Genomic DNA, 26140 nt, shown 5'->3' with positions numbered 1-26140 from the left:
CAACTCGCCCCAGATGGCACAATCGGTGCATGGAACGCGACAGCCAACTCAAGCTCTATGGCCAAGTCGCCGACCGATTGAAGGAAGCGCACGCGAAGGTGCGTGCACTGCAAGTCCCGGAGGGCGTACGGATGGCGCTGACCCGGAAGCTGCTGGTCGTCACGGCCGCGGCGAAGCACGATCTCCCGGACGCGGCAAGGCGTCTGGACCGGATGATGAAGGACCTCGATGAGGGCCGATTCCCCGAAGGTGACTGACACGTGGAACTGCGCATCGGTCGACTTCGTTGCGGCACTAGGGTGATTAGCCCGTTTCGTGTTTGATTTGCGGTATATATCTGCCTAACGTGCGAAAAGGCTTGAACACTTTCGTTCTGGCAATGTCTCCGAAGGGGAAGACGTGAACAAGGCGCAGCTCGTAGAAGCGATTGCCGACAAGGTCGGCGGCCGTCAGCAGGCCGCAGACGCCGTCGACGCGGTACTCGACGCGATCGTCCGTGCCGTTGTCGCCGGGGACCGTGTCTCGGTCACCGGCTTCGGCTCGTTCGAGAAGGTCGACCGCCCCGCCCGGTACGCCCGCAACCCGCAGACGGGTGAGCGCGTCCGGGTCAAGAAGACCTCGGTGCCCCGCTTCCGCGCGGGTCAGGGCTTCAAGGACCTGGTGAGCGGCTCGAAGAAGCTCCCCAAGAACGACGTGGCCGTCAAGAAGGCCCCCAAGGGCAGCCTCTCGGGCGGATCTTCCGCCGCCCGTACGACGGTGAAGGCCGCCGCTGCCAAGAAGTCGGCCGCCAAGAAGGCCGCCGCGAAGAAGGCCACCGCCAAGAAGGCGACTCCGGCGAAGAAGACCACCGCCGCAGCCACGAAGGTCACCGCGAAGAAGACCACCGCGACGGCCAAGAAGGCCTCCGCGGCCGCGAAGAAGGCGACCCCGGCGAAGAAGGCCGCGACGACGGCCAAGAAGGCCTCTCCCAGCAAGACCGCGCCCGCCAAGAAGACCACGGCGAAGAAGGCGCCCGCGAAGAAGACCACGGCGCGCACCACCACGGCCAAGAAGGCCACCGCACGCAAGAAGTGAGACCGGGCACCCACTCGCTCCTCACAACGCGCCGGGCCGGGCTCCCCTCCGGGGGAGCCCGGCCCGCGGGCTGTCCGGGCCCTGTCCGGCCCAGCGGCACTAGAACGTCTGCAGCGTCACCAGCGTGATCCGCAGGGCCGCCCCCTCGCCCTCGCCCTCGATCCGCACCCGCTGCCCCGGACGCAGCAGCAGCAGACCGCCCGCGTCGAAGGCCGGGGCGTCGAACTCCACCGGGGTGCCGTCGTCCAGCAGCACGCTGCCGCACCGGGTCTCGGGGTCGTACGTGTACGAGGTCGCCTGCATGGGCGGCAGCCTATCGGTCGGGCACCGGGGCGGGCACGGCCGCGATCCGCGCCGTGTGCGGCCCCACCCCCAGGGCAAGCGCGACCCGCAGATCCTCGCCCGTATCCACGTCCCGGCGCACCGAGTCGACACCGGACAGCGCTATTTCCACGGCCCCCGATGCCAGATGCCGGGCCCCGGACGGTCCACCGAAAGCCGGACGGAATTCCGCACCGCTCGCGGCGGCCAGAAATGTCGTCCCGATTCCCGCCGCGTCCCGCAGAAATGCGCTGGGAAAAGCGGAAGCAAAATCGAGCACCCGGGCCAATTCGCCGGTGCGCAGCGCGGGCAGATCCGCGTTGAGCGCGGCCACCGCGGCGGCGGGCCGCACGGCCCGCACGGAGCGGGCGCCGTGCGCGAGCGCCGCGTTGAGCCCGGCCCCCGGAGCGTCCGGCACGATCCGCGCCCCGAGCGCGGAAAGGGCCGCCGCGGCCACGGCGTCGTCCGTGACGACCACCACATCCCGCACCCGGGCACAGGCCAGCGCCACGGCCACCGTGTCCTGGGCGAACGCCAGGGCCAGCCGGGGCCGCGCGGCCTCACCCGCCGCCCGCACCAGGCGGCTCTTGGCCCGTGCGAGCGGCTTCAGCGGAACGACCAGGGACCAGGGCCCGGCCGGATCGGTGTTCGTGGCGATCTCCCCCTCCGTACGCATCAGCACTTATTCTCGCCTGCCGGTACGACAACCCGGAGGCCCGCTACGCAACGTGAGGCGTACGGTGTTCTCGACAGAGCAGGGGCCTGGGGCGAGACTTGACCGTCGGTGGCCAGGCCGCAGGTTGAAATCCTTGAGGAAGGTGTCCGAGTGTCCCGCCGCAGAATCGGCTTTTGGTACCGCCTGGCGGCGGTCATCGCCAAACCGCCACTGGTGGTTCTGTTCAAGCGCGACTGGCGGGGGATGGAACACATTCCGGCTGTCGGCGGGTTCATCACCGCCGTCAATCACAACTCCTATCTGGACCCGCTCTCCTACGGCCACTTCCAGTACAACACCGGGCGGGTGCCGCGGTTCCTGGCGAAGGCCGGTCTCTTCCGCACCCCGTTCATCGGGATGATGCTGCGCGGCACCGGTCAGATCCCCGTCTACCGTGAGACCACCAACGCCATGGACGCCTTCCGGGCCGCCGTGGCCGCCATCGAGCGCGGCGAGTGCGTCGCCTTCTACCCCGAGGGCACCCTCACGCGGGACCCCGACATGTGGCCGATGGCCGGCAAGACCGGGGCCGCCCGGGTCGCCCTGATGACCAAGGCGCCCGTCATCCCCGTCGCCCAGTGGGGTGCCAACCTCGCGATGCCGCCCTACGCCAAGGAGAACAGGTTCCGGCTGTTCCCCCGCAAGACGCTTCAGGCGCAGGCCGGACCGCCCGTCGACCTCAGCCGCTTCTACGGTCTGGAGCCGACCCCCGAGGTGCTGCGCGAGGCGACCGAGGCCATCATGGCGGCGGTCACCCGCGAGCTGGAGGACCTGCGCGGCGAGAAGGCGCCCGCCGAGCTCTACGATCACCGTGAAGCCCGTGCTGAACAACGGCGCAGGGCCCAGGGAAAGGGACCCACGTGACGCACCCCGTAAAAGCAGCCGTCTTCGGAACCGGCTCATGGGGTACGGCCTTCGCCGTGATCCTCGCCGACGCGGGCTGCGAGGTCACCCTCTGGGGCCGCCGCGCCGAGGTCGCCGAGGCCATCAACACCACCCGCACCAACCCGGACTACCTCCCGGGCATCGCGCTCCCCGACTCCATCCGCGCCACCACCGACGCCGCCGAGGCCCTGCGCGGCGCGGAGTTCGCCTTCCTCGTCGTGCCCTCCCAGACGCTGCGGGCCAACCTCGCCGACTGGGCCCCGCACCTGGAGCCGGACACCGTCCTGGTCTCCCTGATGAAGGGCGTCGAGCTGGGCACCGCCGACCTGATGAGCGAGGTGATCGCGGACGTCACCAAGGTCTCCGCCGACCGCATCGCCGTCGTCTCCGGACCCAACCTGGCCAAGGAGATCGCCGAGCGCCGCCCCGCCGCTGCCGTCGTCGCCTGCGCCGACGAGTCCGTCGCCCAGCGCCTCCAGGCCGCCTGCCACACCTCGTACTTCCGGCCGTACACCAACACCGACGTGGTCGGCTGCGAGCTCGGCGGCGCCGTGAAGAACGTCATCGGCCTCGCCGTCGGCATCGCGGACGGCATGGGCCTCGGCGACAACACCAAGGGCTCCCTCATCACCCGGGGTCTCGCCGAGACCACCCGTCTGGGCCTGGCCATGGGCGCGGACCCGTTGACGTTCTCCGGACTCGCGGGCCTGGGCGACCTGGTGGCGACCTGCTCCTCGCCGCTCTCGCGCAACCACACCTTCGGCACCAACCTCGGCCGCGGCATGACGCTCCAGGAGACGATCGCCGTCACCAAGCAGACCGCCGAGGGCGTCAAGTCCTGCGAATCGGTCCTCGACCTGGCCCGCAGGCACGGCGTCGACATGCCCATCACCGAGACCGTCGTCTCCATCGTCCACGAGGGCAAGTCGCCGGTCGTCGCGGTCAAGGAGCTGATGTCGCGGAGCGCCAAGGCCGAGCGGCGCTGACGTCTCCCTTACCAGCAGGTACGCTCATCGCGATATGAGCAGCGAGAACCTCACCCAGAGCCCCGAGCGCCGCGAGAGCCCTGAGCAGCAGCGCCGCAAGCCCCGCGTGGCGGTCGTGTTCGGCGGCCGCAGCTCCGAACACGGCATCTCGGTCGTCACGGCCGGCGCCGTCATGAGGGCCATCGACCGGACCAAGTACGACGTCCTGCCGATCGGCATCACGACGGACGGCCGCTGGGCGCTCACCGCGGACGAGCCCGAACGCATGGCCATCACCGACCGCAAGGTCCCCGAGGTGGACGCCCTCGCCGAGTCCGCCGAGGGCAGCGTCGTGCTCTCCGTCGACCCCGGCAGTCGCGAGGTCCTCTACAGCGAACCCGGCTCGGTGCCCAAGGCGCTGGGCGAGGTCGACGTCGTCTTCCCCGTGCTGCACGGCCCGTACGGGGAGGACGGCACCCTCCAGGGACTCCTCGAACTCTCCGGGGTGCCCTACGTCGGCGCGGGTGTTCTCGCCTCCGCCGTCGGCCAGGACAAGGAGTACATGAAGCGCGTCTTCATCTCCTTCGGCCTGCCCGTCGGACCGTACGAGGTCGTCCGCCCCCGGGAGTGGGACAACGACCCCGCCGCCGCCCGCAAGCGGATCGTGGACTTCGCCGGCGAGCACGGCTGGCCGCTGTTCATCAAGCCCGCCCGCGGCGGCTCCTCGATGGGCATCACCAAGGTCGACGGCATCGAAGGCCTCGACGCGGCGATCGAGGAAGCCCGCCGCCACGACCCGAAGTTCCTCGTCGAGTCGCTGCTGCGCGGCCGTGAGATCGAGTGCGGGGTGCTGGAGTTCGAGGACGGCCCGCGCGCCAGCGTGCCCGCCGAGATCCCGCCGGTCACCGCGCACGACTTCTACGACTTCGAGGCCAAGTACATCGACTCGGCCGCCGGTCTCGTGCCCGCACCGCTCACCGAGGAGCAGACCGCCGAGGTGCAGCGGCTCGCCGTCGCCGCCTTCGACGCCGTCTCCTGCGAGGGCCTGGTGCGCGCCGACTTCTTCCTCACCGAGGACGGCGGCTTCGTCATCAACGAGATCAACACCCTGCCGGGCTTCACCCCGATCTCGATGTACCCGCGCATGTGGCAGGAGAGCGGCGTCGACTACCCGGAGCTGGTCGACCGGCTGATCCAGGCCGCGTTGAACCGCTCCACCGGACTGCGCTGACGGACAGGCGCCGGCAGGTCCCGCGACCGCATCAGAACCGGCTCGGGACCGTCTTCGAGACCGGGCCCGCGAACGAGGCCAGCGGCGTGATGTCGTGGGCGTACGCCGAGGAGAGCGTGACCTCGACGTACGCCTTGCGGTACGTGGTGGTGAACCGCGGACCGGAGCCCTCGGGCTCCTCCAGCATCCACGTCACCCCGTCCGCCTCGACGCCCTGTGACTGGGGGTCGTCCATCTTCGCGGGCCGGGGGACCCCGCAGCGCAGTACTATCGCCCCGTCCCCCCAGCCGGCGGTCAGCTCCGAATCCGGGGAGGGGTCGCTGCGTTCCAGTTCGAGGACGGTTTTCGGCAGTTCCTCGTACAGGGCCTTGCAGTACGCGGCGGCCTCCGAGGACGGTGTGGGAACCGTGATCGAGGGCTGCGCGGCGCTGAGAGAACAGCCCGCCGCGGCCAGCACGAGCACGGCAGCGGACGGACCGAGGAATACGGAGCGGGGGGAACGGCGGGCGGATGACGTCACCGGCCCAGCCTAGACGGGGGTCAGAGGTGGACGACCGGGCAGGTCAGAGTTCGTGTGATGCCGTCCACCTGCTGCACTTTGGCGACCACCATGCGGCCGAGTTCATCGACCGTGTCTGCCTGGGCCCGCACGATCACGTCGTACGGACCGGTGACGTCCTCTGCCTGGATGACTCCCGGAATCTCGGAAATGGTCTCGGCGACGATCGACGCCTTGCCCACCTCGGTCTGGATGAGGATGTACGCCTGTACCACGGAACCTCCAGGGCGGCCACGAGGATCATGTGGGGGAAAGGGACGCCACGTTATCGCGTTGCCGCGGGCCACGGGGAGACCTACGGGCCGGATGGCGTCCACAGCGTGGCGTACAGAGCGCAGAAGTTGACGTATCTCTTGACGGTACCGACAGCACAGACGGCTCGCGACCGGGGGCCCGGACGGGTGTCCGGGGCGATGAAGGAGAGGAGACTCGGTGAAGGGAACCGTGGGCGAGTTGGGGGAGTTCGGGCTCATCAGAGAGCTCACGTCCCGGCTCACCACCACTCCGGCGGTACGGCTGGGGCCCGGCGACGACGCCGCGGTCGTGGCCGCCCCCGACCGCAGGGTCGTGGCCAGTACGGACATCCTGCTGGAAGGGCGGCACTTCCGCCGTGACTGGTCGACTGCGTACGACGTCGGCCGCAAGGCCGCCGCCCAGAACCTCGCCGACATCGCGGCGATGGGTGCCGTGCCCACCGCGCTGCTCCTCGGCCTCGTCGTCCCCGCCGACCTCCCCGTCACCTGGGCCGCCGAGCTGATGGACGGGCTGCGCGACGAGTGCCAGGTGGCGGGCGCGGCCGTGGTCGGCGGCGATGTGGTCGGCGGCGACACGATCACCGTGGCGATCACCGCACTCGGCGATCTGCGCAACCACGAACCGGTCACCCGCGCCGGAGCCCGCCCCGGCGACGTCGTCGCGGTCACCGGCTGGCTCGGCTGGTCCGCCGCCGGATACGCCGTGCTCTCCCGCGGCTTCCGCTCGCCGCGCGCCTTCGTCGAGGCCCACCGCCGTCCCGAACCGCCGTACCACGCGGGCCCGGCGGCCGCCGGACTCGGCGCCACCGCGATGACCGACGTCAGCGACGGACTCGTCGCGGACCTCGGGCACATCGCGGAGGCCAGCAAGGTCCGCATCGACCTGCGCTCCGGCCTCATCGACATCCCCTCGCAGATGTTCGACATCGGCCAGGCCGTCGGCGTCGACCCGCTCCAGTGGGTGCTCACCGGAGGAGAGGACCACGCGATCGTGGCGACCTTCCCGCCCGACGCGAAGCTGCCCGCCCGCTGGAAGGTGATCGGCGAGGTCCTCAACCCCTCCGCGCTGCCCCAGGTCACCGTCGACGGAGCGCCCTGGACCAGCACCGGCGGCTGGGACCACTTCGGCTCCATCGAGGACACCCAGCCGCGCGCGTGAGCACTAGATTGCTGCGTATGCCCATACGTACCGCTGTACCGCCCCGCGTGCTCACCGTCGCCGGATCCGACTCCGGCGGCGGTGCGGGGATCCAGGCCGATCTCAAGACCATGCTCGCTCTCGGCGTGCACGGCATGAGCGTGCTCACCGCCGTCACCGCACAGAACTCCCTCGGCGTCCAGGGCGCGTGGGAGCTTCCGGCGGAGGCCGTGCGTGCTCAGTACCGCAGCGTCGTCGACGACATCGGTGTCCAGGCCGTGAAGACCGGAATGCTCGCCTCGTCCGTCCTGGTGGAGACCGTCGCCGAACTCCTCGCCGGAACCGACGCCCCCGTCGTCGTCGATCCGGTCGGCGTCTCCAAGCACGGCGACGCGCTGCTCGCCGCCGAGGCCCTCGATTCCGTACGGACGAAGCTGCTGCCCCTCGCGACCGTCGCCACCCCGAACCTCGACGAGGTGACCCAGCTCACCGGCGTCCAGGTCACCGACGAGAGCGGAATGCGCCGGGCCGCCGAGGAAATCCTCGCCTTCGGACCGAGCTGGGTCGTGATCAAGGGCGGCCACCTGCCCGGTGAGGCGGTGGACCTGCTCACCGACGGGAGCGCGGAACACTGGCTGCGCGCCCCCCGCCACGACAACCGCCACACCCACGGCACCGGCTGCACCCTGGCCTCCGCCATCGCCTCCGGGCTCGCGCTCGGCCAGGATGTGCCCACGGCGGTACGAGGCGCGAAGACGTACGTCACCGGCGCGATCGGGGCCGGCTTCCCGCTCGGCGGCGGCATCGGCCCGGTCGACCACGGCTGGCTGACCCGGGCGGCCGTCTGAGCACGGCAAAAAGCCGGTCCACCGAGGTGGACCGGCTTTTTGGGCAACCGGAAGGCTGCGCTACGACGGGGACGTCAGCGCGCGACCTTGCCGGCCTTGATGCACGAGGTGCAGACGTTGAGCCGCTTCGGCGTCCGACCGACCACGGCACGCACGCGCTGGATGTTGGGATTCCAGCGACGGGACGTACGGCGGTGCGAGTGCGAAATGCTGTTGCCGAAGCTCGGCCCCTTGCCGCAAACGTCGCAGTTGGCAGCCACGGGTCACTCCAAAGACTTCAGATGCACTTACAGTGAATTCCGGCGCGCCGGATTCATTTGACTGAAGTGGCGGTACCGGAGGAATGGGCCCGACTCTCATCGGGCAACCGGAGCAGCATACAACGCCTGCTTCGGAGATACGAAACTACCACGGGTCGGCCGCCCGCCCTCCCGCCACCCCTGTCCGGGCCGGGACCCCGGCGACCGGGCTAACCTGCGGTGCAGCCCGTTGCCACGGCCGATCGAGGAGGACCATCGGTGCCGCAGCTCCCCGACGATCTGGACGCCGTCGCGGTGCGCACGTGGTGCTCACTGGCCTTGGAGGCCCTGGGCCGGGAGCGCGCGGAGATCGACGCGATCAACGTCTACCCCGTCGCCGACGGGGACACCGGCACCAACCTCTACCTGACCGTCGAGTCCGCCGCCGCCGCCGTCGAAGCGGTGTTCGCCGCGCACGAGACCGGCGCCACCGCACCCGCCACCGCCGACGCCGTACGCGCCATGGCGCACGGCGCCCTGATCGGCGCCCGCGGAAACTCCGGCACGATCCTGGCCCAGCTGCTGCGCGGCATGGCCGGGGTGCTCGCCGACGGCGGCGACGCGGCCCACCTGCGCCTGGCCCTCACGAGCGCCGCCGACGCCGCCCGGCAGGCCGTCGCCCACCCCGTCGAAGGCACCGTGCTCACCGTCGCCGCCCAGGCCGCCGAGGCAGCCCGGGGCGAGGACCCCGACCTGCGGGCCGTCGTGAACGCCGCGTACGCGGGGGCGCTCGCGGCCCTCGCCAGGACCCCGGAGCAACTCGCCGTCCTCGGCCGGGCGGGCGTGGTCGACGCCGGGGGCCGGGGGCTGGTGGCGGTCCTGGGCGCGCTGGTGGAGACCGTGACCGGGCAGGCTCCGGCACGAGGACCCCGCACCGGCCCCGGGAGGACACCCGTGCCCGTGGACGGCGGGTCGGTGGTGGGGCTTCCGGTGGGCGGCACCCCGGTCGAGGGCGTTCCGGAGGGAGGCTTCCCGGCGGGCGGTGTTCCCGGAGACGGCGTCCTGCTGGGGGAGGGCCCGCTCGACTGCCCCGAGGACGGGGGCGCCGGGCCCGCGTTCGAGGTGATCTACCTCCTGGAGGCCCGGGACGAACAGGTGGCCCGGCTGCGCACCCGGCTCGACGCCCTCGGAGACTCCCTGGTCGTGGTCGGCGGCGACGGGCTCTGGCACGTCCACGTCCACGTCGACGACGCCGGGGCCGCCGTGGAGGCGGGAGTCGAGGCCGGGCGGCCGTACCGGATCCGGATCACGCACTTCGCCACCGAGAGCGGCCACGACCTCCGCGTCCAGGCCGAACCCGCCCAGCGCGCCGTCGTCGTCGTGGTCCCCGGCGACGGACTGGCCGGGCTCTGCACCGAGGCCGGCGCCACCACCGTCATCGCCCGCCCCGGCGAACCGCCCGCCAGCGGCGAACTGGTCGACGCCATCCGCCGCGCCCACGCCCGCGAGGTGGTGCTCCTGCCCAACGACGCCGCCCTGCGCCACACCGCCGCCGCCGCGGCCGAACAGGCCAGGACCGAGGGGGTCCGGGTCGCGCTCGTCCCCACCCGGGCCGCCGTCCAGGGCATCGCCGCCCTCGCCGTCCACGAGCCCGACCGGGGCTTCGACGAGGACGTGGTCGCCATGACCGCCGCCGCCGGCGCCACCCGCTACGCCGAACTGGCCGTCGCGGAACGCCAGTCGTGGACCATGGCCGGGATCTGCCAGGCCGGCGACATCCTCGGTCTGATCGACGGCGACGTGGCCGTGATCGGCGCCGACGTCCCGGCCACCGCCCGCACCGTCCTCGACCGGATGCTGGCCGCCGGCGGCGAACTGGTCACCCTCGTCCTCGGCGAGGACGTCCCCGACTCGCTGGCCGACGCGCTGGAGGCACACGTGCGTGAGGGGCACCTCGCCGTGGACACCGTGGTCTACCGGGGCGGGCACCAGCGCGCACCCCTGCTGATCGGCGTCGAGTAGTCGAGACTCCCCGCCACCGTCGCGCCCGGCGGACAGCTGTCAGTGCCGTGGTGTGCAATGGATCGCGTGTCCTCGTTCGATGAACCTCTTCTGAAGCTGCTCGGCGGAGCCACCGCGAAGGTGATGGCCGAACACCTCGACCTGCACACGGTCGGTGATCTGCTGCACCACTACCCGCGGCGGTACGAGGAGCGCGGCAAGCTGACCGCGCTGGCCGACCTCCCGCTGGACGAGCACGTCACGGTCGTCGCCCAGGTCGCCGACGCCCGCGTCCTGATGTTCAACAACGGCCGGGGCAAACGCCTGGAGGTCACCCTGACCGACGGCAGCGGCCGCCTCCAGCTCGTCTTCTTCGGCCACGGCGTCCACAAGCCGCACAAGGAGCTGCTCCCGGGCCGCCAGGCGATGTTCGCGGGCAAGGTCTCCGTCTTCAACCGCAAGATGCAGCTGGCCCACCCCACGTACCAACTGCTCGACGCCTCCGACGCCGACGAGGCGACCGAGGCCGTGGACGCCTTCGCCGGACGGCTGCTGCCGATCTACCCCGCCTGCAAGCAGCTCGACTCCTGGCGGATCGCCAAGGCCGTGGACGCCGTCCTGCCCAGCGCGCAGGACGCGGTGGACCCGCTGCCCGCCTCCCTGCGCGAGGGCCGGGGCTTCACCCCGCTGCCCGAGGCCCTGCTGAAGGTGCACCGGCCGCAGACGAAGGCGGACGTCGAGGACGCCAGGGCCCGGCTCAAGTGGGACGAGGCGTTCGTCCTCCAGGTCGCCCTCGCCCGCCGCCGGTACGCCGACACCCAGCTCCCCGCCGTCGCCCGCCGCCCCGTCGCGGCCGGCCTGCTGGACGCCTTCGACGCCAAGCTGCCCTTCACCCTCACCGAGGGCCAGGAGAAGGTCAGCAAGGAGATCTTCGACGACCTGGCCACCGAGCACCCGATGCACCGCCTCCTCCAGGGAGAGGTGGGGTCGGGCAAGACGATGGTGGCCCTGCGGGCCATGCTCACCGTGGTCGACGCGGGCGGCCAGGCCGCGATGCTCGCCCCCACCGAGGTCCTCGCCCAGCAGCACCACCGCTCGATCACCGAGATGATGGGCGAGCTGGCCGAGGGCGGCATGCTGGGCGGCTCGGACCGGGGCACCAAGGTCGTCCTGCTCACCGGCTCCATGGGCATGGCCGCCCGCCGCCAGGCGTTGCTCGACCTGGTCACCGGCGAGGCCGGGATCGTCATCGGCACCCACGCGCTCATCGAGGACAAGGTGCGGTTCCACGACCTTGGCCTGGTCGTCGTGGACGAGCAGCACCGCTTCGGCGTGGAGCAGCGCGACGCCCTGCGCTCCAAGGGGAAGCAGCCGCCCCACCTCCTCGTCATGACAGCCACCCCCATCCCCCGTACGGTCGCGATGACGGTCTTCGGAGACCTGGAGACCTCCGTCCTGGACCAGCTCCCGGCCGGCCGCTCCCCGATCGCCAGCCATGTCGTCCCCGCCAAGGACAAGCCCCACTTCCTCGCCCGCGCCTGGGAGCGCGTACGCGAGGAGGTGGAGAACGGCCACCAGGCGTACGTCGTCTGCCCCCGCATCGGCGACGAAGCGGAGGAGCCGGAGGGCAAGGGCGGGAAGAAGACGAAGGCCAAGAAGCCGGCCCCCGACGAGGACCCCGAGAAGCGGCCGCCGCTCGCCGTCCTGGAGATCGCCGACGAGCTGCGCAAGGGGGCGCTGGCCGGGCTGAGCGTCGAGGTGCTGCACGGCAGGATGCACCCCGACGAGAAGGACGACGTCATGCGCCGGTTCGCCGCCGGGAACGTGCACGTCCTGGTCGCCACCACCGTCATCGAGGTCGGGGTCAACGTCCCGAACGCCACCGCGATGGTGATCATGGACGCCGACCGCTTCGGCGTCTCCCAGCTCCACCAGCTGCGCGGCCGCGTCGGCCGTGGCTCCGCCCCCGGGCTCTGCCTGCTGGTCAGCGAGGCCCACGAGGCGAGCCCCGCCCGCGCCCGGCTCTCCGCCGTCGCCGCCACTCTCGACGGCTTCGAGCTCTCCCGCATCGACCTCGAACAGCGCCGCGAGGGAGATGTGCTGGGCCAGGCCCAGTCCGGAGTGCGCTCCTCGCTGCGGATGCTCACCGTCATCGACGACGAGGAAGTGATCGCCGCCGCCCGCGAGGAGGCCGTGGCGGTCGTCGCCGCCGACCCGGAGCTGGAGCACCTGCCGGAGCTGCGCACGGCGCTGGCCGCCCTTCTGGACAAGGACCGTGAGGAGTATCTCGACAAGGGGTGAGTGCACAGGGGGCGTCCGGCCGGTCGGGCCGCTGCGGGCCGTACGCCATATCGTGGACGCACGGCACGCGCACAGCGCGCGTTACCGACCGCCGACGGCCCCGTGCGCCGTACGTCCACGACCCCGAGGACCCCACACCCATGACCCGCGTGATCGCCGGCTCGGCCGGCGGACGCCGCCTGGCCGTCCCGCCCGGCACCGGCACCCGCCCCACCTCCGACCGTGCGCGCGAGGGCCTCTTCTCCACCTGGGAGGCGCTGCTCGGCACCCTGGAGGGGGCCAGGGTCGCCGATCTGTACGCCGGATCCGGGGCCGTCGGCCTCGAAGCGCTCTCCCGCGGCGCGGTCCACGCCCTGCTCGTCGAGGCCGACCCGAAGGCGGTCCGCACCGTCCGCGACAACGTCCGGACGCTCGGGCTCCCCGGCGCCGAGGTCCGTACCGGCAGAGCCGAGCAGATCGTGACAGGACCGGCGCCCTCGGAGCCGTACGACATCGTCTTCCTGGACCCGCCGTACGCCGTCACCGACGACGATCTACGCGAGATCCTGCTCACACTCCGTGCTCAGGGGTGGCTCACAGCCGATGTGCTCGTCACGGTGGAACGCAGCACCCGGGGCGGAGAATTCGGCTGGCCCGCCGGATTCGAGCCACTGCGGGCCCGTCGCTACGGCGAGGGAACGCTTTGGTACGGTCGCGCCGCCGCTACGTGCGAAGACGCACGATGACCGGACCGGAGAGCGAGGGAATCACAGTGCGCCGCGCCGTCTGTCCGGGGTCGTTCGACCCCATCACCAACGGACATCTCGACATCATTGGCCGAGCCTCGAAGCTGTACGACGTGGTGCACGTGGCGGTGATGATCAACCAGTCCAAGAAGGGGCTGTTCACCGTGGACGAGCGGATCGAGCTGATCCGCGAGGTCACCGCCGACTTCGGCAACGTCGAGGTGGAGTCCTTCCACGGTCTGCTGGTCGACTTCTGCAAGCAGCGGGAGATCCCGGCGATCGTGAAGGGCCTGCGGGCCGTCAGCGACTTCGACTACGAGCTGCAGATGGCCCAGATGAACAACGGCCTCTCGGGCGTCGAGACACTCTTCGTGCCGACCAACCCGACGTACAGCTTCCTGTCGTCCTCGCTGGTCAAGGAGGTGGCGACCTGGGGCGGCGACGTCTCCCACCTGCTGCCGCCGACCGTCCACGAGGCACTCGTGGAGCGCCTCGGCCGGCGCTGAGTCGCTGACGGGCCGTCACCAGGTGTCGGGCGGCGGCTGCCTGGCCTTACAGTCGTCCCGTCCGTCTCCAACAGAGCAGCAGAGAGTGGCGAGCACACGGTGGACGTGCAGAAGAAGCTCGACGAGATCGTCGAAGCGGTCGGGAGCGCCCGATCCATGCCCATGTCGGCCTCGTGCGTGGTCAACCGCGCCGAGCTGCTCGCCATGCTCGAAGAGGTGCGCCAGGCCCTGCCCGGCTCCCTCGCCCAGGCGCAGGAGCTGATCGGCGGCCATGAGCAGCTCGCCGAGCAGGCCCGGCAGGAGGCCGAGCGGATCATCGAGTCCGCCCACGCCCAGCGCGGCTCCCTGATCTCCGAGACCGAGATCGCCCGCCAGGCGCAGAGCGAGGCCGACCGGATCCTGTCCGAGGCCCGCCGCGAGGCCGAGGAGGTCCGCGCCGAGGCCGACGACTACGTCGACAGCAAACTCGCGAACTTCGAGGTCGTCCTCACCAAGACCATCGGCTCCGTGGACCGGGGCCGCGAGAAGCTCCTCGGCCGCGGTCAGGGCCTGGACGAGCAGGGCTACCAGGACCCCGACTTCGCCGAGGCCCCCGAGCGCAGCGCCGACCCGGAGACCCTGAGGCAGCGGGCCGACGCCTACGTCGACGCCAAGTTCGGCGCCTTCGAGGCCGTTCTCGCGGGGACCTTGGAGGCGGTCGGCCGAGGCCGGCAGAAGCTGCACGGCCGGGTCGCCAGTGACGACCTCGGTGCGCACATGGCCGCCCAGGACGCCGCCGGCGGCCAGGGCCACACCAGCGACGCCGACTACCTGGCCGGCCTCGCCGAGCTCGCCCCGGAACCTCAGCAGGCACCCCGGCAGCCGCAGCAGCCCCAGTACCCCGCGCAGCCGCAGGGCGAGCCGCAGTACGCGCAGGCGACGTACGGCTACCAGGAGCAGCCGCTCCAGCAGGGCGTCCAGGACGCGTACGGCTACCAGCAGCAGCCCGACCCGTACGCGGCGTACCAGCAGCAGGGAAGCTACGACCCGAACGGGTACCCGCCGTTGCCGGATACCCAGCCGGACTACGGTTGGCAGCAGCAGCAGCAGCAGCAGCAGCAGCAGTCGCAGGCCCAGGCGCCCGACCAGCAGGGCGGGGGCGCGCTGGACGAGACCAGCCTCTTCGACACCAGCATGATCGACCTGGAACAGCTGCGCCGGTACGAACAGGGCCGCTGACCCCGGGGCGGGCCGCCCCGATTGGGTGCTGAGCGGTCCGTCCAGTATCCTGAATCCTCGGTCGCACATAGGTCCGCGATCTCGGCTGCCCGTTTCGTCCACGGATCGGGACGATCTGATTCCGGACCGCAGACGGCCTTCCCTTGGCAGTACGACTCCCATGATTCGAAAGCAGGAAAAGCCCTGAACGGCCACCTCGACCACCGAAACCCTCTCGTGTTCGATACGCACGAGCTGGGTCGGCGTCCCGGTGCCATGAAGCGGCTGACCCGCTCGGTGGACGCACCCGGTTCACCGGTCCTGGGCATCGACGGCGTCATCGGCGTGCCGGAAGGCGCGCCCGTGGAGCTGGATCTCCGCCTCGAATCGGTCATGGAGGGGGTGCTTGTCACAGGCACCGCCCGTGCAACCGCCGAGGGGGAGTGCGTAAGGTGTCTGGAGCCGCTGACCGTAGAGGTCGACGCGGATTTCCAGGAAATGTTCTCGTACCCTGACGCCGATGACCGGGGCCGCAGCAGTGCGGCGGAACCGGCCGACGACGCCGAGGACGACGAGGACAGGTTCTTCCTCGAGGACGGCTTGTTCGACCTCGAGTCAATGCTGCGTGACGCGGTAGTGCTCGCACTGCCCATGCAGCCGGTGTGCAAGGAGACCTGCGCCGGTCTGTGTTCCGAATGCGGAATCAGGCTGGACGAGAATCCGGACCACCACCACGATGCCCTCGACATTCGTTGGGCGGCACTGCAAGGACTCGCCGAGACCGTTCAGGACGGCGAGAAGGACAACATGGGCGGCGCCGAACCGGGCGTCGACGAGAAGCAGGAGAAGTAGCCGTGGCTGTTCCGAAGCGGAAGATGTCGCGCAGCAACACGCGCCACCGCCGGTCGCAGTGGAAGGCTGCGGTCCCCACCCTGGTTTCGTGCGAGCGTTGCCAGGAGCCCAAGCTCCAGCACATTGCGTGCCCGAGCTGCGGCACCTACAACAAGCGCCAGGTCCTCGAGGTCTGAGCGGCTGGTGAGAGGCCCGATGTCTGAGTTGTCCAGCGCCAAGAAGCAGGCAGACAACGTCAACACAGCCTCGTCCCACACGCTTCTGGAAGGGCGGCTCGGGTATCACCTCGAGTCCGCCCTTCTGGTGCGTGCGCTGACCCATCGTTCGTACGCATACGAGAACGGCGGTCTGCCCACCAACGAGCGGCTCGAATTCCTCGGGGATTCGGTGCTCGGACTGGTGGTCACGGACACGCTGTACCGCACCCACCCCGACCTGCCCGAAGGCCAGCTGGCCAAGTTGCGGGCCGCGGTGGTCAACTCGCGTGCACTTGCGGAAGTGGGCCGCGGCCTCGAACTCGGCTCCTTCATCCGGCTCGGCCGCGGTGAAGAGGGCACGGGTGGCCGGGACAAGGCTTCCATCCTCGCCGACACACTGGAAGCAGTGATCGGCGCGGTCTATCTCGACCAGGGCCTCAGCGCGGCCTCGGAGCTGGTCCACCGGCTCTTCGACCCGCTGATCGACAGGTCCTCGAACCTCGGCGCCGGCCTGGACTGGAAGACCAGCCTCCAGGAGCTCACCGCGAGCGAGAGCCTCGGAGTCCCCGAGTACCTCGTCACGGAGACCGGCCCGGATCACGAGAAGACCTTCACTGCTGCCGCTCGCGTCGGTGGTGTCTCGTACGGCACCGGCACCGGCCGTAGCAAGAAGGAAGCGGAGCAGCAGGCGGCCGAGTCCGCCTGGCGCGAGATCAGCGCCGCCGCAGAGGCACGGCAGGCCGCGGAGAAGTCCGCGGCCGACGGAGGGGCCGCCGACACCCCTGCCGATCCGTTGCCGAACACGGACGCCGCTCCGGCCTGAAGCGCGAAGCGGGAACCCCTCGGTGCCATGCGCACCGGGGGGTTCTCCCCTGTCCCGGGGAGCCCGTACACGGCTCTCCCGTACGTCCCGGGGAGCGGTCCTCGGTGGACCCGCTCCCGTACCGCCGTCGTCGTGTCTGGAGTAGTGCATCGTGCCTGAGCTGCCCGAGGTCGAAGTCGTACGCCGGGGCCTCGAGCGCTGGGTCAGCGGCCGCACCGTCAGCGAGGTCGAGGTCCTGCACCCGCGCTCGGTCCGCCGGCACCTCGCGGGCGGCGTCGACTTCGCCGCCCGGCTGCGCGGAGTCCGCTTCGGGGCGGCGATGCGCCGCGGCAAGTACCTCTGGGTGCCGATCGACGAGGCCTCCGCCTCGCTCCTAGGCCACCTCGGCATGAGCGGACAGCTGCTGGTGCAGCCCGCTGACGCGCCCGACGAGAAGCACCTGCGGATCCGGATGCGGTTCGACGACGCGCTCGGCACCGAGCTGCGCTTCGTCGACCAGCGCACCTTCGGCGGGCTCTCGCTGCACGACAACACCCCCGACGGCCTGCCGGACACCATCGCGCACATCGCCCGGGACCCCCTCGACCCGCTCTTCGACGACGCCGCGTTCCACACCGCGCTGCGCCTGCGCCGTACGACGGTCAAGCGTGCCCTGCTCGACCAGTCGCTGATCAGCGGCGTCGGCAACATCTACGCGGACGAGGCGCTCTGGCGCGCCAAGCTGCACTACGACCGGCCCACCGCGACCCTGACCCGTCCCAAGTCCGCCGAGCTGCTCGGCCACGCCCGAGACGTCATGAACGCGGCGCTCGCCCAGGGCGGCACCAGCTTCGACAGCCTGTACGTCAACGTGAACGGCGAGTCCGGCTACTTCGACCGCTCGCTCGACGCGTACGGCCGGGAGGGAGAGCCCTGCCACCGGTGCGGCACTCCGATGCGCCGCCGCGCCTGGATGAACCGCTCCAGCTACTACTGCCCGCGCTGTCAGCGACCGCCGCGCGCCTCGTCGTAACGCGCACGGGCGGAGAGCACGTCGCCCATCCGCCCCTCCACGAGGTGGATCAGCCCGAGGAGCTTCTCGGTGACCTCGCGGCCGAGCGGGGTGAGCTCGTAGTCCACGCGCGGCGGGTTGACCGGCTGGGCCTCCCGCAGGACGAGCCCGTCGCGTTCCAGCGCGTGCAGGGTCTGGGAGAGCATCTTCTCGCTGACCCCGTCGACCCGGCGGCGCAGCTCGTTGAAGCGGAGGCTCTCCTCGTACAGGGCGCCGAGCGTCAGACCGCCCCAACGCCCGGTGACATGCTCCAGCGTCGAGCGCGAGGGGCACTGACGGGAGAAGACGTCGAACGCGAGGCTGTCCGTATCGCTGGCCATACCAAAAGCTTACTCCCGCGCAGTGCTCACCCCGAGGGAGCGCTGTGCGGGAGTAGGTGGCCGGTGGACGGTCCGGACCGCTCCGGTCAGAAGCCGAAGTTCTGGACCCACCACGGGCCGCCGGAGCCCTCGTGGACGCCGATGCCGATGGTCTTGTAGTCGCAGTTGAGAATGTTCGCCCGGTGGCCTTCGCTGTTCATCCAGGCCGTCATGACGGCCTGGGCGTCCGCCTGGCCGCGGGCGATGTTCTCCGCGCCGAGCCCCTGGACACCGGCCTGCGCGGCCCGGTCCCAGGGAGTGTCGCCGTCCGGGTCCGTGTGGTCGAAGAAGCCGCGGGCCGCCATGTCCTCGCTGAAGTTCTGCGCGAGCGAGGTCAGCGGGGCGCTGGTGGACAGCGGGGAGCAGCCGGCCTTCGCACGCTCCTGGTTCACCAGCGCCAGCACCTCGGTGCGTGCGGAGGCGTCGGTGGGGGAAGGGCTCGGCTTCTTGCTGGGCGGCGGCGGGGCGGCGGAAGTCTTGGGCGGCGCCGGGGTCCTGCTCGCCGGGGCGGAGCTCTTCTCCGGGGCCGGGGTGGGGGCCTTCGACTTCTCGGAAGGGGTGGCGGCCGGCTTCTTCGACGTGGAGGGCGCGGCCGGCTTCGACGGGGTCTTCGAGGGCGAGGCCGAGGCGGAGGGCGTTTTGGAGGACGTCTTGGAGGGCGTCTTGGAGGACGTCTTGGACGGAGTCTTCGACGGGCTCTTGCTCGGCGCCTCCGGGCGCTCGCTGCCCCGGCTGGTCGGTGAGGAGGACCGGTCGGCCGGCGCGGTGGAGCTGCCGCCCTGCGTCAGCAGGTCCGGAGCGCCACCGGAGCGCACCTGGTCGGCGGCGGTGGTGTTGCCCGAGGTGTAGGTGTCACCGCCGGGGAGCAGGCCGGAGGCGACGGCGACCGCGCCGACGGCCACGGCCGCCGAGACGCCGAGGAGCCCGGTGCGGATCGGCACGGCGGACTTCTTCCGGCGCGTACCCCGGTGCCGGGAAGCGGCCCCGGCCGCGGGTTCTTCAGCGGCGGGGCCTGCGGCGGATCGTCGGTGGCGTCCCATGCGCTGTGCCTTCCTGATACTCCGGACGCCGTTGCGGCGTCACTCGACTGCCCCGTTGATCGAATTCGGTCGCACGCGGAGCGAATGCCGCTTGATCGACTTTCCGTCGACACGCGTCCGATGCTCACTCGATCGAGTGAGACTGTTGCGACGGGACTGTAGCCCATGGGTCAAAGGGGGCGACGTGCTTCGAGTGCAATTGGCCGGTTAGCGTTCGGGCATGAACGAAGAAGCGCGCCTCGTCGTCTGGGTACGCGGCCGAGTACAGCAAGTAGGCTTCCGCTGGTTCACCAGGGCAAATGCTTTGGAGATCGGGGGTCTCATCGGCTTCGCACTCAATCTCGACGACGGCAGGGTGCAGATCGTGGCCGAAGGGCCACGTGACAATTGCCACCGTCTGCTGGACTGGCTGCGGTCCGACGACACACCCGGGCGCGTGGACGGAGTCACTGAGATCTGGGACACCCCGCGCGGTGGATACGACGGATTCGCCATCCGTTGATCCCGCCCCGCGCGGCCCATCGGATCCGCTCGGTGAACGCCGTGCGCCGAACGGTCACCGGAACGCCGGCCCGGGCCCCGCACCCGAAATGACCTGCGACGGGACCCGGCGGCGGCCGATGGTTGCCAGATACGGGATGTCGTGCAAGGCTGCGGCATTGACGAAGATCCGCGCACCCCTCGGGGTCCCGCAGGAGAGTCGCGCCGCATGATCGTCCGGCCGCGCGACCCCGGGACACCCGGGTACACAGGGTGTGATCGTGTTGACCGTCAAACTTTTTGGTGAGACGCTGAAAACCCCGCGCACCTTAGCTGTTCGGTAGAGCTGATAAGCAGCAGAACCGCAGTGGTGACAGAGCCCTGCCGAGCACCGCGGGTGCGATCCCCTGACGACCCACACCGCATCGGTCGGTCACTCATTGTGGAGGACCATCCATCATGGCAAAGGCGCTTCTCGGTTACGTCGGCGGTTCCGACCCGCGACTCCTCGCCGAGATGCGACGGCTCCAGCAGCGCGTCCAGGACCTGGAATCCGAGCTCAACCGGATCCAGGACGAGAACGACGCGCTCAACGCCGCCGCCCAGCACCAGGAGTCGCTGCTTGACAGCATCGACATCGACGTACCCCAGGGCGAGCCTGCGCTGACCTGACCATGACGGCCCTTCGGGCCGGTCGGGCCGGGCACGCTCAGTAGCCTCGGAACACCTCTGATTCGTCCTGCGTCACGGATCGCCGTCCCCGAACACCGGGGTCCCCGCAGCACCGGGGGCGTCGTTGTCCGGTTGTTCTGCGATGCACCGCGCAGGGCCGTAGCTGGATTCACAGAGCGACACCAGCAAGATTCACAGGGACGCTTCGGCGTCCCTTTTTCTTTGCCCGGCCCCCACCCCGGACGTACCGGCCTTCGCTTAACGTCTGATGTGCCCTGCACCTTCATCAGCGAAACCGAGAGCGAAAGGTAGAGTCCGGCGGCGTGCACCTCAAGGCCCTGACCCTGCGTGGTTTCAAATCGTTCGCGTCCGCCACCACCCTGCGGTTCGAACCGGGGATCACCTGCGTCGTCGGTCCCAATGGATCCGGAAAGTCCAATGTGGTGGACGCGCTGTCCTGGGTCATGGGGGAACAGGGCGCCAAATCCCTGCGCGGCGGCAAGATGGAAGACGTGATCTTCGCCGGGACCACCGGGCGGCCCCCGCTCGGCCGCGCCGAAGTGTCGTTGACCATCGACAATTCCGACGGCGCATTGCCCATCGAGTACGCGGAAGTGACGATCACTCGGATCATGTTCCGCAATGGCGGCAGCGAATACCAGATCAATGGCGACACCTGCCGGCTGCTCGACATCCAGGAACTCCTCTCCGACTCCGGTATCGGCCGTGAGATGCACGTCATCGTCGGACAGGGCCAGCTGGACTCCGTGCTGCACGCCGACCCGATGGGCCGCCGGGCCTTCATCGAGGAGGCCGCGGGCGTGCTCAAGCACCGCAAGCGGAAAGAGAAGGCGCTGCGGAAGCTGGACGCGATGGGCGCCAACCTGGCCCGGGTCCAGGACCTCACCGACGAGCTGCGCCGCCAGCTCAAACCGCTCGGCCGGCAGGCGGCCGTGGCCCGCCGGGCCGCCGTCATCCAGGCCGACCTGCGCGATGCCCGGCTCCGGCTCCTCGCGGACGACCTGGTGACCCTGCGGGACGCGCTGCGCGACGAGATCGCCGACGAGGCGGAACTGAAGAAGCGCAAGGACGCGGCCGAGGCGGAGCTGAGGACGGCGCTGGCCCGGGAGGCCGAGCTGGAGGGCGAGGTGCGCCGGCTCGCGCCCCGGCTCCAGCGAGCCCAGCAGACCTGGTACGACCTGTCGCAGCTGGCCGAGCGGGTCCGCGGCACGATCTCGCTGGCCGACGCGCGGGTCCGCAGCGCCTCCGAGGCGCCCGCCGATGAGCGCCGGGGTCGCGACCCCGAGGACCTGGAGCGCGAGGCCGCCCGGATCCGCGAGCAGGAGGCGGAGCTGACGGCGGCCCTGGAGGCGGCCGAACACGCGCTGGAGGACACCGTCGCCCACCGTGCCGACCTGGAACGCGAACTGGTCGCGGAGGAGCGTCGGCTCAAGGACGCCGCCCGCGCCATCGCGGACCGGCGCGAAGGGCTCGCCCGGCTCAACGGCCAGGTCAACGCGGCCCGCAGCCGGGCCGGTTCGGCACAGGCCGAGATCGACCGGCTGGCCGCCGCGCGCGACGAGGCGCAGGAGCGCGCGGTGCGCGCCCAGGAGGAGTACGAGCAGCTCAAGGCCGAGGTCGACGGACTGGACGCGGACGACGAGGAGCTGGCCGCACGGCACGAGGAGGCCAAGCGGGCCCTCGCCGAGGCTCAGGCCGCCCACAGCACGGCCCGCGAGGAGGCCACGGCCGCCGAGCGCAGGCGCGCCGCCGTGGCGGCCCGGCACGAGGCACTGGCCCTGGGGCTGCGCCGCAAGGACGGCACCGGCGCGCTGCTCGGGGCCCGGGACCGGCTGGCCGGACTCCTCGGCCCGGCCGCCGAACTGCTCACCGTCGAGCCCGGGTACGAGATCCCGGTCGCGGCCGCCCTCGGCACGGCGGCGGACGCGGTGGCCGTCACGGACCCGGCCACGGCCGCCGACGCGATCCGGCTGCTGCGCGAACGGGACGCGGGGCGCGCGGCGATGCTGCTGGGCGCGGACCCCAGCAGCTCCGCCGACCCCCGGCCCCACCACGTACCGGAGCAGGTGCACGTACGGGAGGAGGCTGCGCATCCCGCGCCCGCCGTGCTGCCCGCGCAGGGTGGCACGGAACCCGAGTCGGCGGCGCAGGGTGGCACGGACCCGGAGCCCGCCGCGCAGCACGGCGGTCCGGACGGCGCCGTCCTCCCGAACGGCCGCGCCGGGACGGCCACCGCCCTCGCCGCGCCCGCCGTCGCCGACCTCGTGCGAGGGCCCGCCGCGCTGGTCGGGGCCGTACGCCGCCTCGTACAGGACATGGTGGTCGTCGGGACGCTGGAGGACGCGGAGGGACTGGTCGCCGCGCACCCCGGGCTGACCGCGGTGACCGGTGAAGGGGACGTGCTCTCCGCCCACTTCGCGCACGGTGGGTCGGCCGGGGCGCCCAGCCTCCTGGAGGTGCAGGCCTCCGTCGACGAGGCCGCCGCCGAACTGGCCGACCTCGCCGTACGGTGCGAGGAGCTCGCGGGGGCCCAGCGGCGGGCGGGGGAGCGGCGCGCGGAGCGGACCGCGCTCGTCGAGGAGCTGGGGGAGCGCCGCCGGGCGGCCGAGCGGGAGAAGTCCGGCTTCGCCCAGCAGCTCGGCCGGCTCGCCGGGCAGGCCAGGGGTGCGGCGGGCGAGGCCGAGCGCATGACCGCGTCCGCGGCCCGCGCCCAGGAGGCCCTGGAGCGGGCGACGGAGGAGGCCGGGGAACTGGCCGAACGGCTGCTGGTCGCCGAGGAGGCTCCGGCCGAGGAGGAGCCCGACACGTCCGTGCGGGACCGGCTCGCCGCCGACGGGGCCAACGCCCGCCAGACCGAGATGGAGGCCCGGCTCCAGGCCCGTACGCACGAGGAGCGGGTCAAGGCGCTGGCAGGGCGCGCCGATTCGCTGGACCGGGCCGCCCGCGCCGAACGGGAGGCGCGCACCCGTGCCGAACAGCGCCGGGCCCGGCTGCGGTACGAGGCCGAGGTCGCCACCGCCGTGGCATCGGGGGCCCGTCAGCTGCTGGCGCACGTCGAGGTGTCCCTCGTACGGGCCGACCAGGAGCGGACGTCGGCCGAGGCGGCGAAGGGCGAGCGGGAGCGCGAGCTGGCCGTCGAGCGCGAGCGGGGCCGCGCGCTGAAGGGGGAGCTGGACAAGCTCACCGACTCGGTCCACCGGGGCGAGGTGCTGGGCGCGGAGAAGCGGCTGCGGATCGAGCAGCTGGAGACGAAGGCCCTGGAGGAGCTGGGCGTGGAGCCCGCGGGGCTGGTCTCCGAGTACGGGCCGGACCAGCTCGTGCCGCCCTCGCCCGCCGCGGAGGGCGAGGAGCTTCCGGAGGACCCGGAGCATCCCCGTAACCAGCCGAAGGCGTATCTGCGTGCCGAGCAGGAGAAGCGGCTGCGGTCGGCCGAACGGGCGTACCAGCAACTCGGGAAGGTGAATCCGCTCGCCCTTGAGGAGTTCTCGGCGCTGGAGGAACGGCACAAGTTCCTGTCCGAGCAGCTTGAAGACCTGAAGAAGACCCGGGCCGATCTGCTCCAGGTCATCAAGGAGGTCGACGAGCGGGTCGAGCAGGTCTTCACGGAGGCCTACCGGGACACCGCCCGGGAGTTCGAGGGCGTCTTCTCGCGGCTCTTCCCCGGCGGCGAGGGGCGGCTCATCCTGACCGACCCGGACAACATGCTCGCCACCGGAGTGGACGTCGAGGCGCGCCCGCCGGGCAAGAAGGTGAAGCGGCTCTCCCTGCTGTCGGGCGGCGAGCGGTCCCTGACGGCGGTTGCGCTGCTGGTCTCGATCTTCAAGGCCCGGCCCAGTCCGTTCTATGTGATGGACGAGGTCGAGGCCGCGCTCGACGACACCAACCTGCAGCGGCTGATCCGGATCATGGAGGAACTCCAGGAGAGCTCCCAGCTGATCGTGATCACGCACCAGAAGCGGACGATGGAGGTCGCCGACGCGCTGTACGGCGTGTCCATGCAGGGCGACGGCGTCTCGAAGGTCATCAGCCAGCGGCTGCGCTGACTCCGGACCGAATCATCAGAGGTTCAACGCACCTTTTGTCTGCTCCTGGGTGCACGGGCGTGGACCCGCTGTTTGACTTCGCTTCCTGAACGCATAACCTCTGCAAAGTTGATTTCGCCTTCAAGTGGTGGCGGGCCGGATGTTGTGCCCCACTGGGAAGGCTCACCCCCCACGTCTGACTTGCGGCCAGGCATCAGGAGTTCACGTGACCAGCACAGCGAACGGACCCGCGTCCGGGGCCCGAGCGGCCCATCCGGACCACCTCGGCCATGTCATCTTCATCACCGCGGCCGCGGCGATGGGCGGCTTCCTCTTCGGCTACGACAGCTCCGTCATCAACGGGGCCGTCGAGGCGATCCGCGACCGGTACGACATCGGCTCCGGCACGCTCGCCCAGGTCATCGCCATCGCGCTGATCGGCTGTGCGATCGGCGCCGCCACCGCCGGCCGGATCGCGGACCGGATCGGCCGCATCCGCTGCATGCAGATCGCCTCGGTGCTCTTCACGGCCAGCGCGATCGGCTCCGCACTGCCGTTCGCCCTCTGGGACCTGGCGATGTGGCGCATCATCGGCGGCTTCGCCATCGGCATGGCCTCCGTGATCGGCCCGGCCTACATCGCCGAGGTCTCCCCGCCCGCCTACCGCGGCCGGCTCGGCTCCTTCCAGCAGGCCGCGATCGTCATCGGCATCGCCATCTCCCAGCTGGTCAACTACGCCGTCCTGCAGATCGCCGACGGCGACCAGCGCGGCGAGATCCTGGGCCTGGAGGCCTGGCAGTGGATGCTCGGCGTGATGGTCGTCCCGGCCGTCCTGTACGGGCTGCTGTCCTTCGCCATCCCCGAGTCCCCGCGCTTCCTCATCTCGGTCGGCAAGAAGGCCGAGGCCCGCAAGATCCTCGAAGAGGTCGAAGGGAAGAACGTCGACCTCGACGCCCGGGTGGCCGAGATCGAGACCGCCATGCACCGCGAGCACAAGGCCTCCTTCAAGGACCTGCTCGGCAGCCGCTTCTTCTTCCTCCCCATCGTCTGGGTCGGTATCGGCCTGTCGATGTTCCAGCAGCTCGTCGGCATCAACGTCGCGTTCTACTACTCGGCGACGCTGTGGCAGTCCGTCGGCGTCGACCCGACCGACTCGTTCTTCTACTCGTTCACCACCTCGATCATCAACATCATCGGCACGGTGATCGCGATGGTGCTGGTGGACCGCGTGGGCCGCAGGCCGCTCGCCCTCGTCGGCTCCGTCGGCATGGCGCTCGCGCTCGCCGTCGAGGCCTGGGCCTTCTCCGCCGACCTGGTCGACGGCAAGCTGCCCGAGACGCAGGGCGTGGTGGCACTCATCGCCGCCCACACCTTCGTGCTCTTCTTCGCCCTGTCGTGGGGTGTCGTCGTCTGGGTCTTCCTGGGCGAGATGTTCCCGAACCGCCTGCGCGCCGCCGCCCTCGGCGTCGCCGTCTTCGCGCAGTGGATCGCCAACTGGGCGATCACCGCCAGCTTCCCCAGCCTCGCCGACTGGAACCTCTCGGGGACGTACGTCATCTACGCCTGCTTCGCCGTGCTCTCGATCCCCTTCGTGCTGAAGTTCGTGAAGGAGACCAAGGGCAAGGCGTTGGAAGAGATGGGCTGAATTCCCCGCTGCCCCTCTC

27 protein-coding genes are annotated in these 26140 nt (G+C 70.9%); 20 read left to right on the top strand and 7 right to left on the bottom strand.

Annotated elements, in window-relative coordinates:
• Positions 1-29 precede the first annotated feature (29 nt).
• Together IG90_RS0126275 and IG90_RS0126270 are read left to right on the top strand one after the other, a co-directional pair.
• Positions 30-257 carry an SCO5555 family protein gene (locus IG90_RS0126275; protein WP_030589444.1) on the top strand — a complete coding sequence of 76 codons (228 nt, stop codon included), beginning with the start codon at positions 30-32 and terminating at the stop codon, positions 255-257.
• A gap of 142 nt (positions 258-399) precedes the next feature.
• Positions 400-1074 (top strand): HU family DNA-binding protein, encoded by a 675-nt coding sequence (locus IG90_RS0126270; protein ID WP_030589442.1) that lies wholly within the window; start codon positions 400-402, stop codon positions 1072-1074.
• 99 nt (positions 1075-1173) lie between these two features.
• On the opposite strand, the gene IG90_RS0126265 is transcribed toward IG90_RS0126270, so the two are convergent.
• The gene (locus tag IG90_RS0126265) at positions 1174-1377 is read right to left on the bottom strand and encodes a hypothetical protein (RefSeq protein ID WP_030589440.1); all 204 of its coding nucleotides are present in this window, start codon (positions 1375-1377) and stop codon (positions 1174-1176) included.
• Between the two features lie 10 nt (positions 1378-1387).
• Positions 1388-2071, bottom strand: coding sequence for a 2-phospho-L-lactate guanylyltransferase (cofC, locus tag IG90_RS0126260; RefSeq protein WP_030589437.1), 684 nt, complete (start codon positions 2069-2071; stop codon positions 1388-1390).
• 150 nt (positions 2072-2221) lie between these two features.
• Between cofC and IG90_RS0126255 the strand changes: the two genes are divergently transcribed.
• The 3 genes from IG90_RS0126255 to IG90_RS0126245 are packed head-to-tail and all read left to right on the top strand — an operon-like array spanning position 2222 to position 5191.
• Positions 2222-2974, top strand: a complete 753-nt coding sequence (locus tag IG90_RS0126255) for a lysophospholipid acyltransferase family protein (protein WP_030589435.1) — start codon at positions 2222-2224, stop codon at positions 2972-2974.
• The gene (locus IG90_RS0126250) at positions 2971-3981 is read left to right on the top strand and encodes an NAD(P)H-dependent glycerol-3-phosphate dehydrogenase (protein ID WP_030589433.1); all 1011 of its coding nucleotides are present in this window, start codon (positions 2971-2973) and stop codon (positions 3979-3981) included. The genes IG90_RS0126255 and IG90_RS0126250 overlap by 4 nt, the downstream gene beginning before the upstream one ends.
• Before the next feature lie 34 nt (positions 3982-4015).
• Positions 4016-5191: a D-alanine--D-alanine ligase family protein gene (locus IG90_RS0126245; RefSeq protein WP_030589431.1), complete on the top strand. Its 1176-nt coding sequence runs from the start codon at positions 4016-4018 to the stop codon at positions 5189-5191.
• Between the two features lie 31 nt (positions 5192-5222).
• Here the strand turns inward: IG90_RS0126245 and IG90_RS0126240 are convergent, their stop codons facing one another.
• Both IG90_RS0126240 and IG90_RS0126235 read right to left on the bottom strand, forming a co-directional pair.
• Positions 5223-5711 carry a DUF3515 domain-containing protein gene (locus IG90_RS0126240; RefSeq protein ID WP_030589429.1) on the bottom strand — a complete coding sequence of 163 codons (489 nt, stop codon included), beginning with the start codon at positions 5709-5711 and terminating at the stop codon, positions 5223-5225.
• A gap of 20 nt (positions 5712-5731) precedes the next feature.
• Positions 5732-5965 carry an Lrp/AsnC family transcriptional regulator gene (locus IG90_RS0126235; RefSeq protein ID WP_030589426.1) on the bottom strand — a complete coding sequence of 78 codons (234 nt, stop codon included), beginning with the start codon at positions 5963-5965 and terminating at the stop codon, positions 5732-5734.
• 217 nt (positions 5966-6182) lie between these two features.
• On the opposite strand from IG90_RS0126235, the gene IG90_RS0126230 reads away from it, so the two are divergent.
• Positions 6183-7163, top strand: coding sequence for a thiamine-phosphate kinase (locus IG90_RS0126230; protein ID WP_030589423.1), 981 nt, complete (start codon positions 6183-6185; stop codon positions 7161-7163).
• A gap of 17 nt (positions 7164-7180) precedes the next feature.
• Positions 7181-7990 (top strand): bifunctional hydroxymethylpyrimidine kinase/phosphomethylpyrimidine kinase, encoded by an 810-nt coding sequence (thiD, locus tag IG90_RS0126225; protein WP_030589420.1) that lies wholly within the window; start codon positions 7181-7183, stop codon positions 7988-7990.
• A 74-nt stretch (positions 7991-8064) separates the two neighbouring features.
• Here the strand turns inward: thiD and rpmB are convergent, their stop codons facing one another.
• Positions 8065-8250, bottom strand: a complete 186-nt coding sequence (gene rpmB, locus IG90_RS0126220; protein WP_003965989.1) for a 50S ribosomal protein L28 — start codon at positions 8248-8250, stop codon at positions 8065-8067.
• Positions 8251-8508: 258 nt separating this feature from the next.
• Here rpmB and IG90_RS0126215 point away from each other — a divergent pair, with 258 nt between their 5' ends.
• From IG90_RS0126215 to mutM, 9 genes are all read left to right on the top strand, one after another.
• Entirely contained in the window at positions 8509-10251 is a 1743-nt protein-coding gene (locus tag IG90_RS0126215; RefSeq protein ID WP_030589417.1) for a DAK2 domain-containing protein, read from the top strand.
• A 57-nt stretch (positions 10252-10308) separates the two neighbouring features.
• Entirely contained in the window at positions 10309-12531 is a 2223-nt protein-coding gene (gene recG / locus IG90_RS0126210) for an ATP-dependent DNA helicase RecG (protein WP_206433891.1), read from the top strand.
• 140 nt (positions 12532-12671) lie between these two features.
• The gene (gene rsmD, locus IG90_RS0126205; protein WP_030589410.1) at positions 12672-13256 is read left to right on the top strand and encodes a 16S rRNA (guanine(966)-N(2))-methyltransferase RsmD; all 585 of its coding nucleotides are present in this window, start codon (positions 12672-12674) and stop codon (positions 13254-13256) included.
• A 26-nt stretch (positions 13257-13282) separates the two neighbouring features.
• On the top strand, positions 13283-13762 hold the full coding sequence (gene coaD, locus IG90_RS0126200; RefSeq protein ID WP_206433952.1) for a pantetheine-phosphate adenylyltransferase: 480 nt from the start codon (positions 13283-13285) through the stop codon (positions 13760-13762).
• Between the two features lie 99 nt (positions 13763-13861).
• Positions 13862-14980: a F0F1 ATP synthase subunit B gene (locus IG90_RS0126195; protein ID WP_030589404.1), complete on the top strand. Its 1119-nt coding sequence runs from the start codon at positions 13862-13864 to the stop codon at positions 14978-14980.
• Between the two features lie 255 nt (positions 14981-15235).
• Positions 15236-15811, top strand: a complete 576-nt coding sequence (locus IG90_RS0126190; protein WP_233436080.1) for a YceD family protein — start codon at positions 15236-15238, stop codon at positions 15809-15811.
• A 2-nt stretch (positions 15812-15813) separates the two neighbouring features.
• Complete coding sequence (gene rpmF / locus IG90_RS0126185; RefSeq protein ID WP_003965982.1) at positions 15814-15987, top strand: 50S ribosomal protein L32; 174 nt, start codon at positions 15814-15816, stop codon at positions 15985-15987.
• 19 nt (positions 15988-16006) lie between these two features.
• Entirely contained in the window at positions 16007-16831 is an 825-nt protein-coding gene (gene rnc / locus IG90_RS0126180; protein ID WP_030589399.1) for a ribonuclease III, read from the top strand.
• Between the two features lie 151 nt (positions 16832-16982).
• Positions 16983-17843 carry a bifunctional DNA-formamidopyrimidine glycosylase/DNA-(apurinic or apyrimidinic site) lyase gene (gene mutM / locus IG90_RS0126175; RefSeq protein ID WP_030589396.1) on the top strand — a complete coding sequence of 287 codons (861 nt, stop codon included), beginning with the start codon at positions 16983-16985 and terminating at the stop codon, positions 17841-17843.
• On the opposite strand, the gene IG90_RS0126170 is transcribed toward mutM, so the two are convergent.
• Both IG90_RS0126170 and IG90_RS0126165 read right to left on the bottom strand, forming a co-directional pair.
• Positions 17816-18202: a winged helix-turn-helix transcriptional regulator gene (locus IG90_RS0126170; RefSeq protein ID WP_030589393.1), complete on the bottom strand. Its 387-nt coding sequence runs from the start codon at positions 18200-18202 to the stop codon at positions 17816-17818. The two genes, mutM and IG90_RS0126170, sit on opposite strands and share 28 nt — an antisense overlap.
• 86 nt (positions 18203-18288) lie before the next feature.
• Positions 18289-19281 (bottom strand): CAP domain-containing protein, encoded by a 993-nt coding sequence (locus IG90_RS0126165; RefSeq protein WP_030589390.1) that lies wholly within the window; start codon positions 19279-19281, stop codon positions 18289-18291.
• 220 nt (positions 19282-19501) lie between these two features.
• Between IG90_RS0126165 and IG90_RS39770 the strand changes: the two genes are divergently transcribed.
• The 4 genes from IG90_RS39770 to IG90_RS0126145 all read left to right on the top strand — a co-directional run bounded on the left by IG90_RS39770 (position 19502) and on the right by IG90_RS0126145 (position 26121).
• Positions 19502-19783: an acylphosphatase gene (locus IG90_RS39770; RefSeq protein ID WP_003965974.1), complete on the top strand. Its 282-nt coding sequence runs from the start codon at positions 19502-19504 to the stop codon at positions 19781-19783.
• A 437-nt stretch (positions 19784-20220) separates the two neighbouring features.
• Complete coding sequence (locus IG90_RS0126155) at positions 20221-20433, top strand: hypothetical protein (RefSeq protein ID WP_003965973.1); 213 nt, start codon at positions 20221-20223, stop codon at positions 20431-20433.
• Positions 20434-20756: 323 nt separating this feature from the next.
• A complete protein-coding gene (locus IG90_RS0126150) occupies positions 20757-24497 on the top strand; it encodes an AAA family ATPase (protein ID WP_030589385.1) in 3741 nt (1246 codons plus the stop codon).
• 205 nt (positions 24498-24702) lie between these two features.
• Entirely contained in the window at positions 24703-26121 is a 1419-nt protein-coding gene (locus IG90_RS0126145; RefSeq protein ID WP_030589382.1) for a sugar porter family MFS transporter, read from the top strand.
• The last annotated feature ends 19 nt before the right edge of the window (positions 26122-26140 follow it).

Origin of the sequence: Streptomyces anulatus, assembly GCF_000721175.1 — a bacterium.
Lineage (GTDB): Bacteria > Actinomycetota > Actinomycetes > Streptomycetales > Streptomycetaceae > Streptomyces > Streptomyces anulatus_C.
This window is presented reverse-complemented; position numbering and strand designations above follow the sequence as displayed.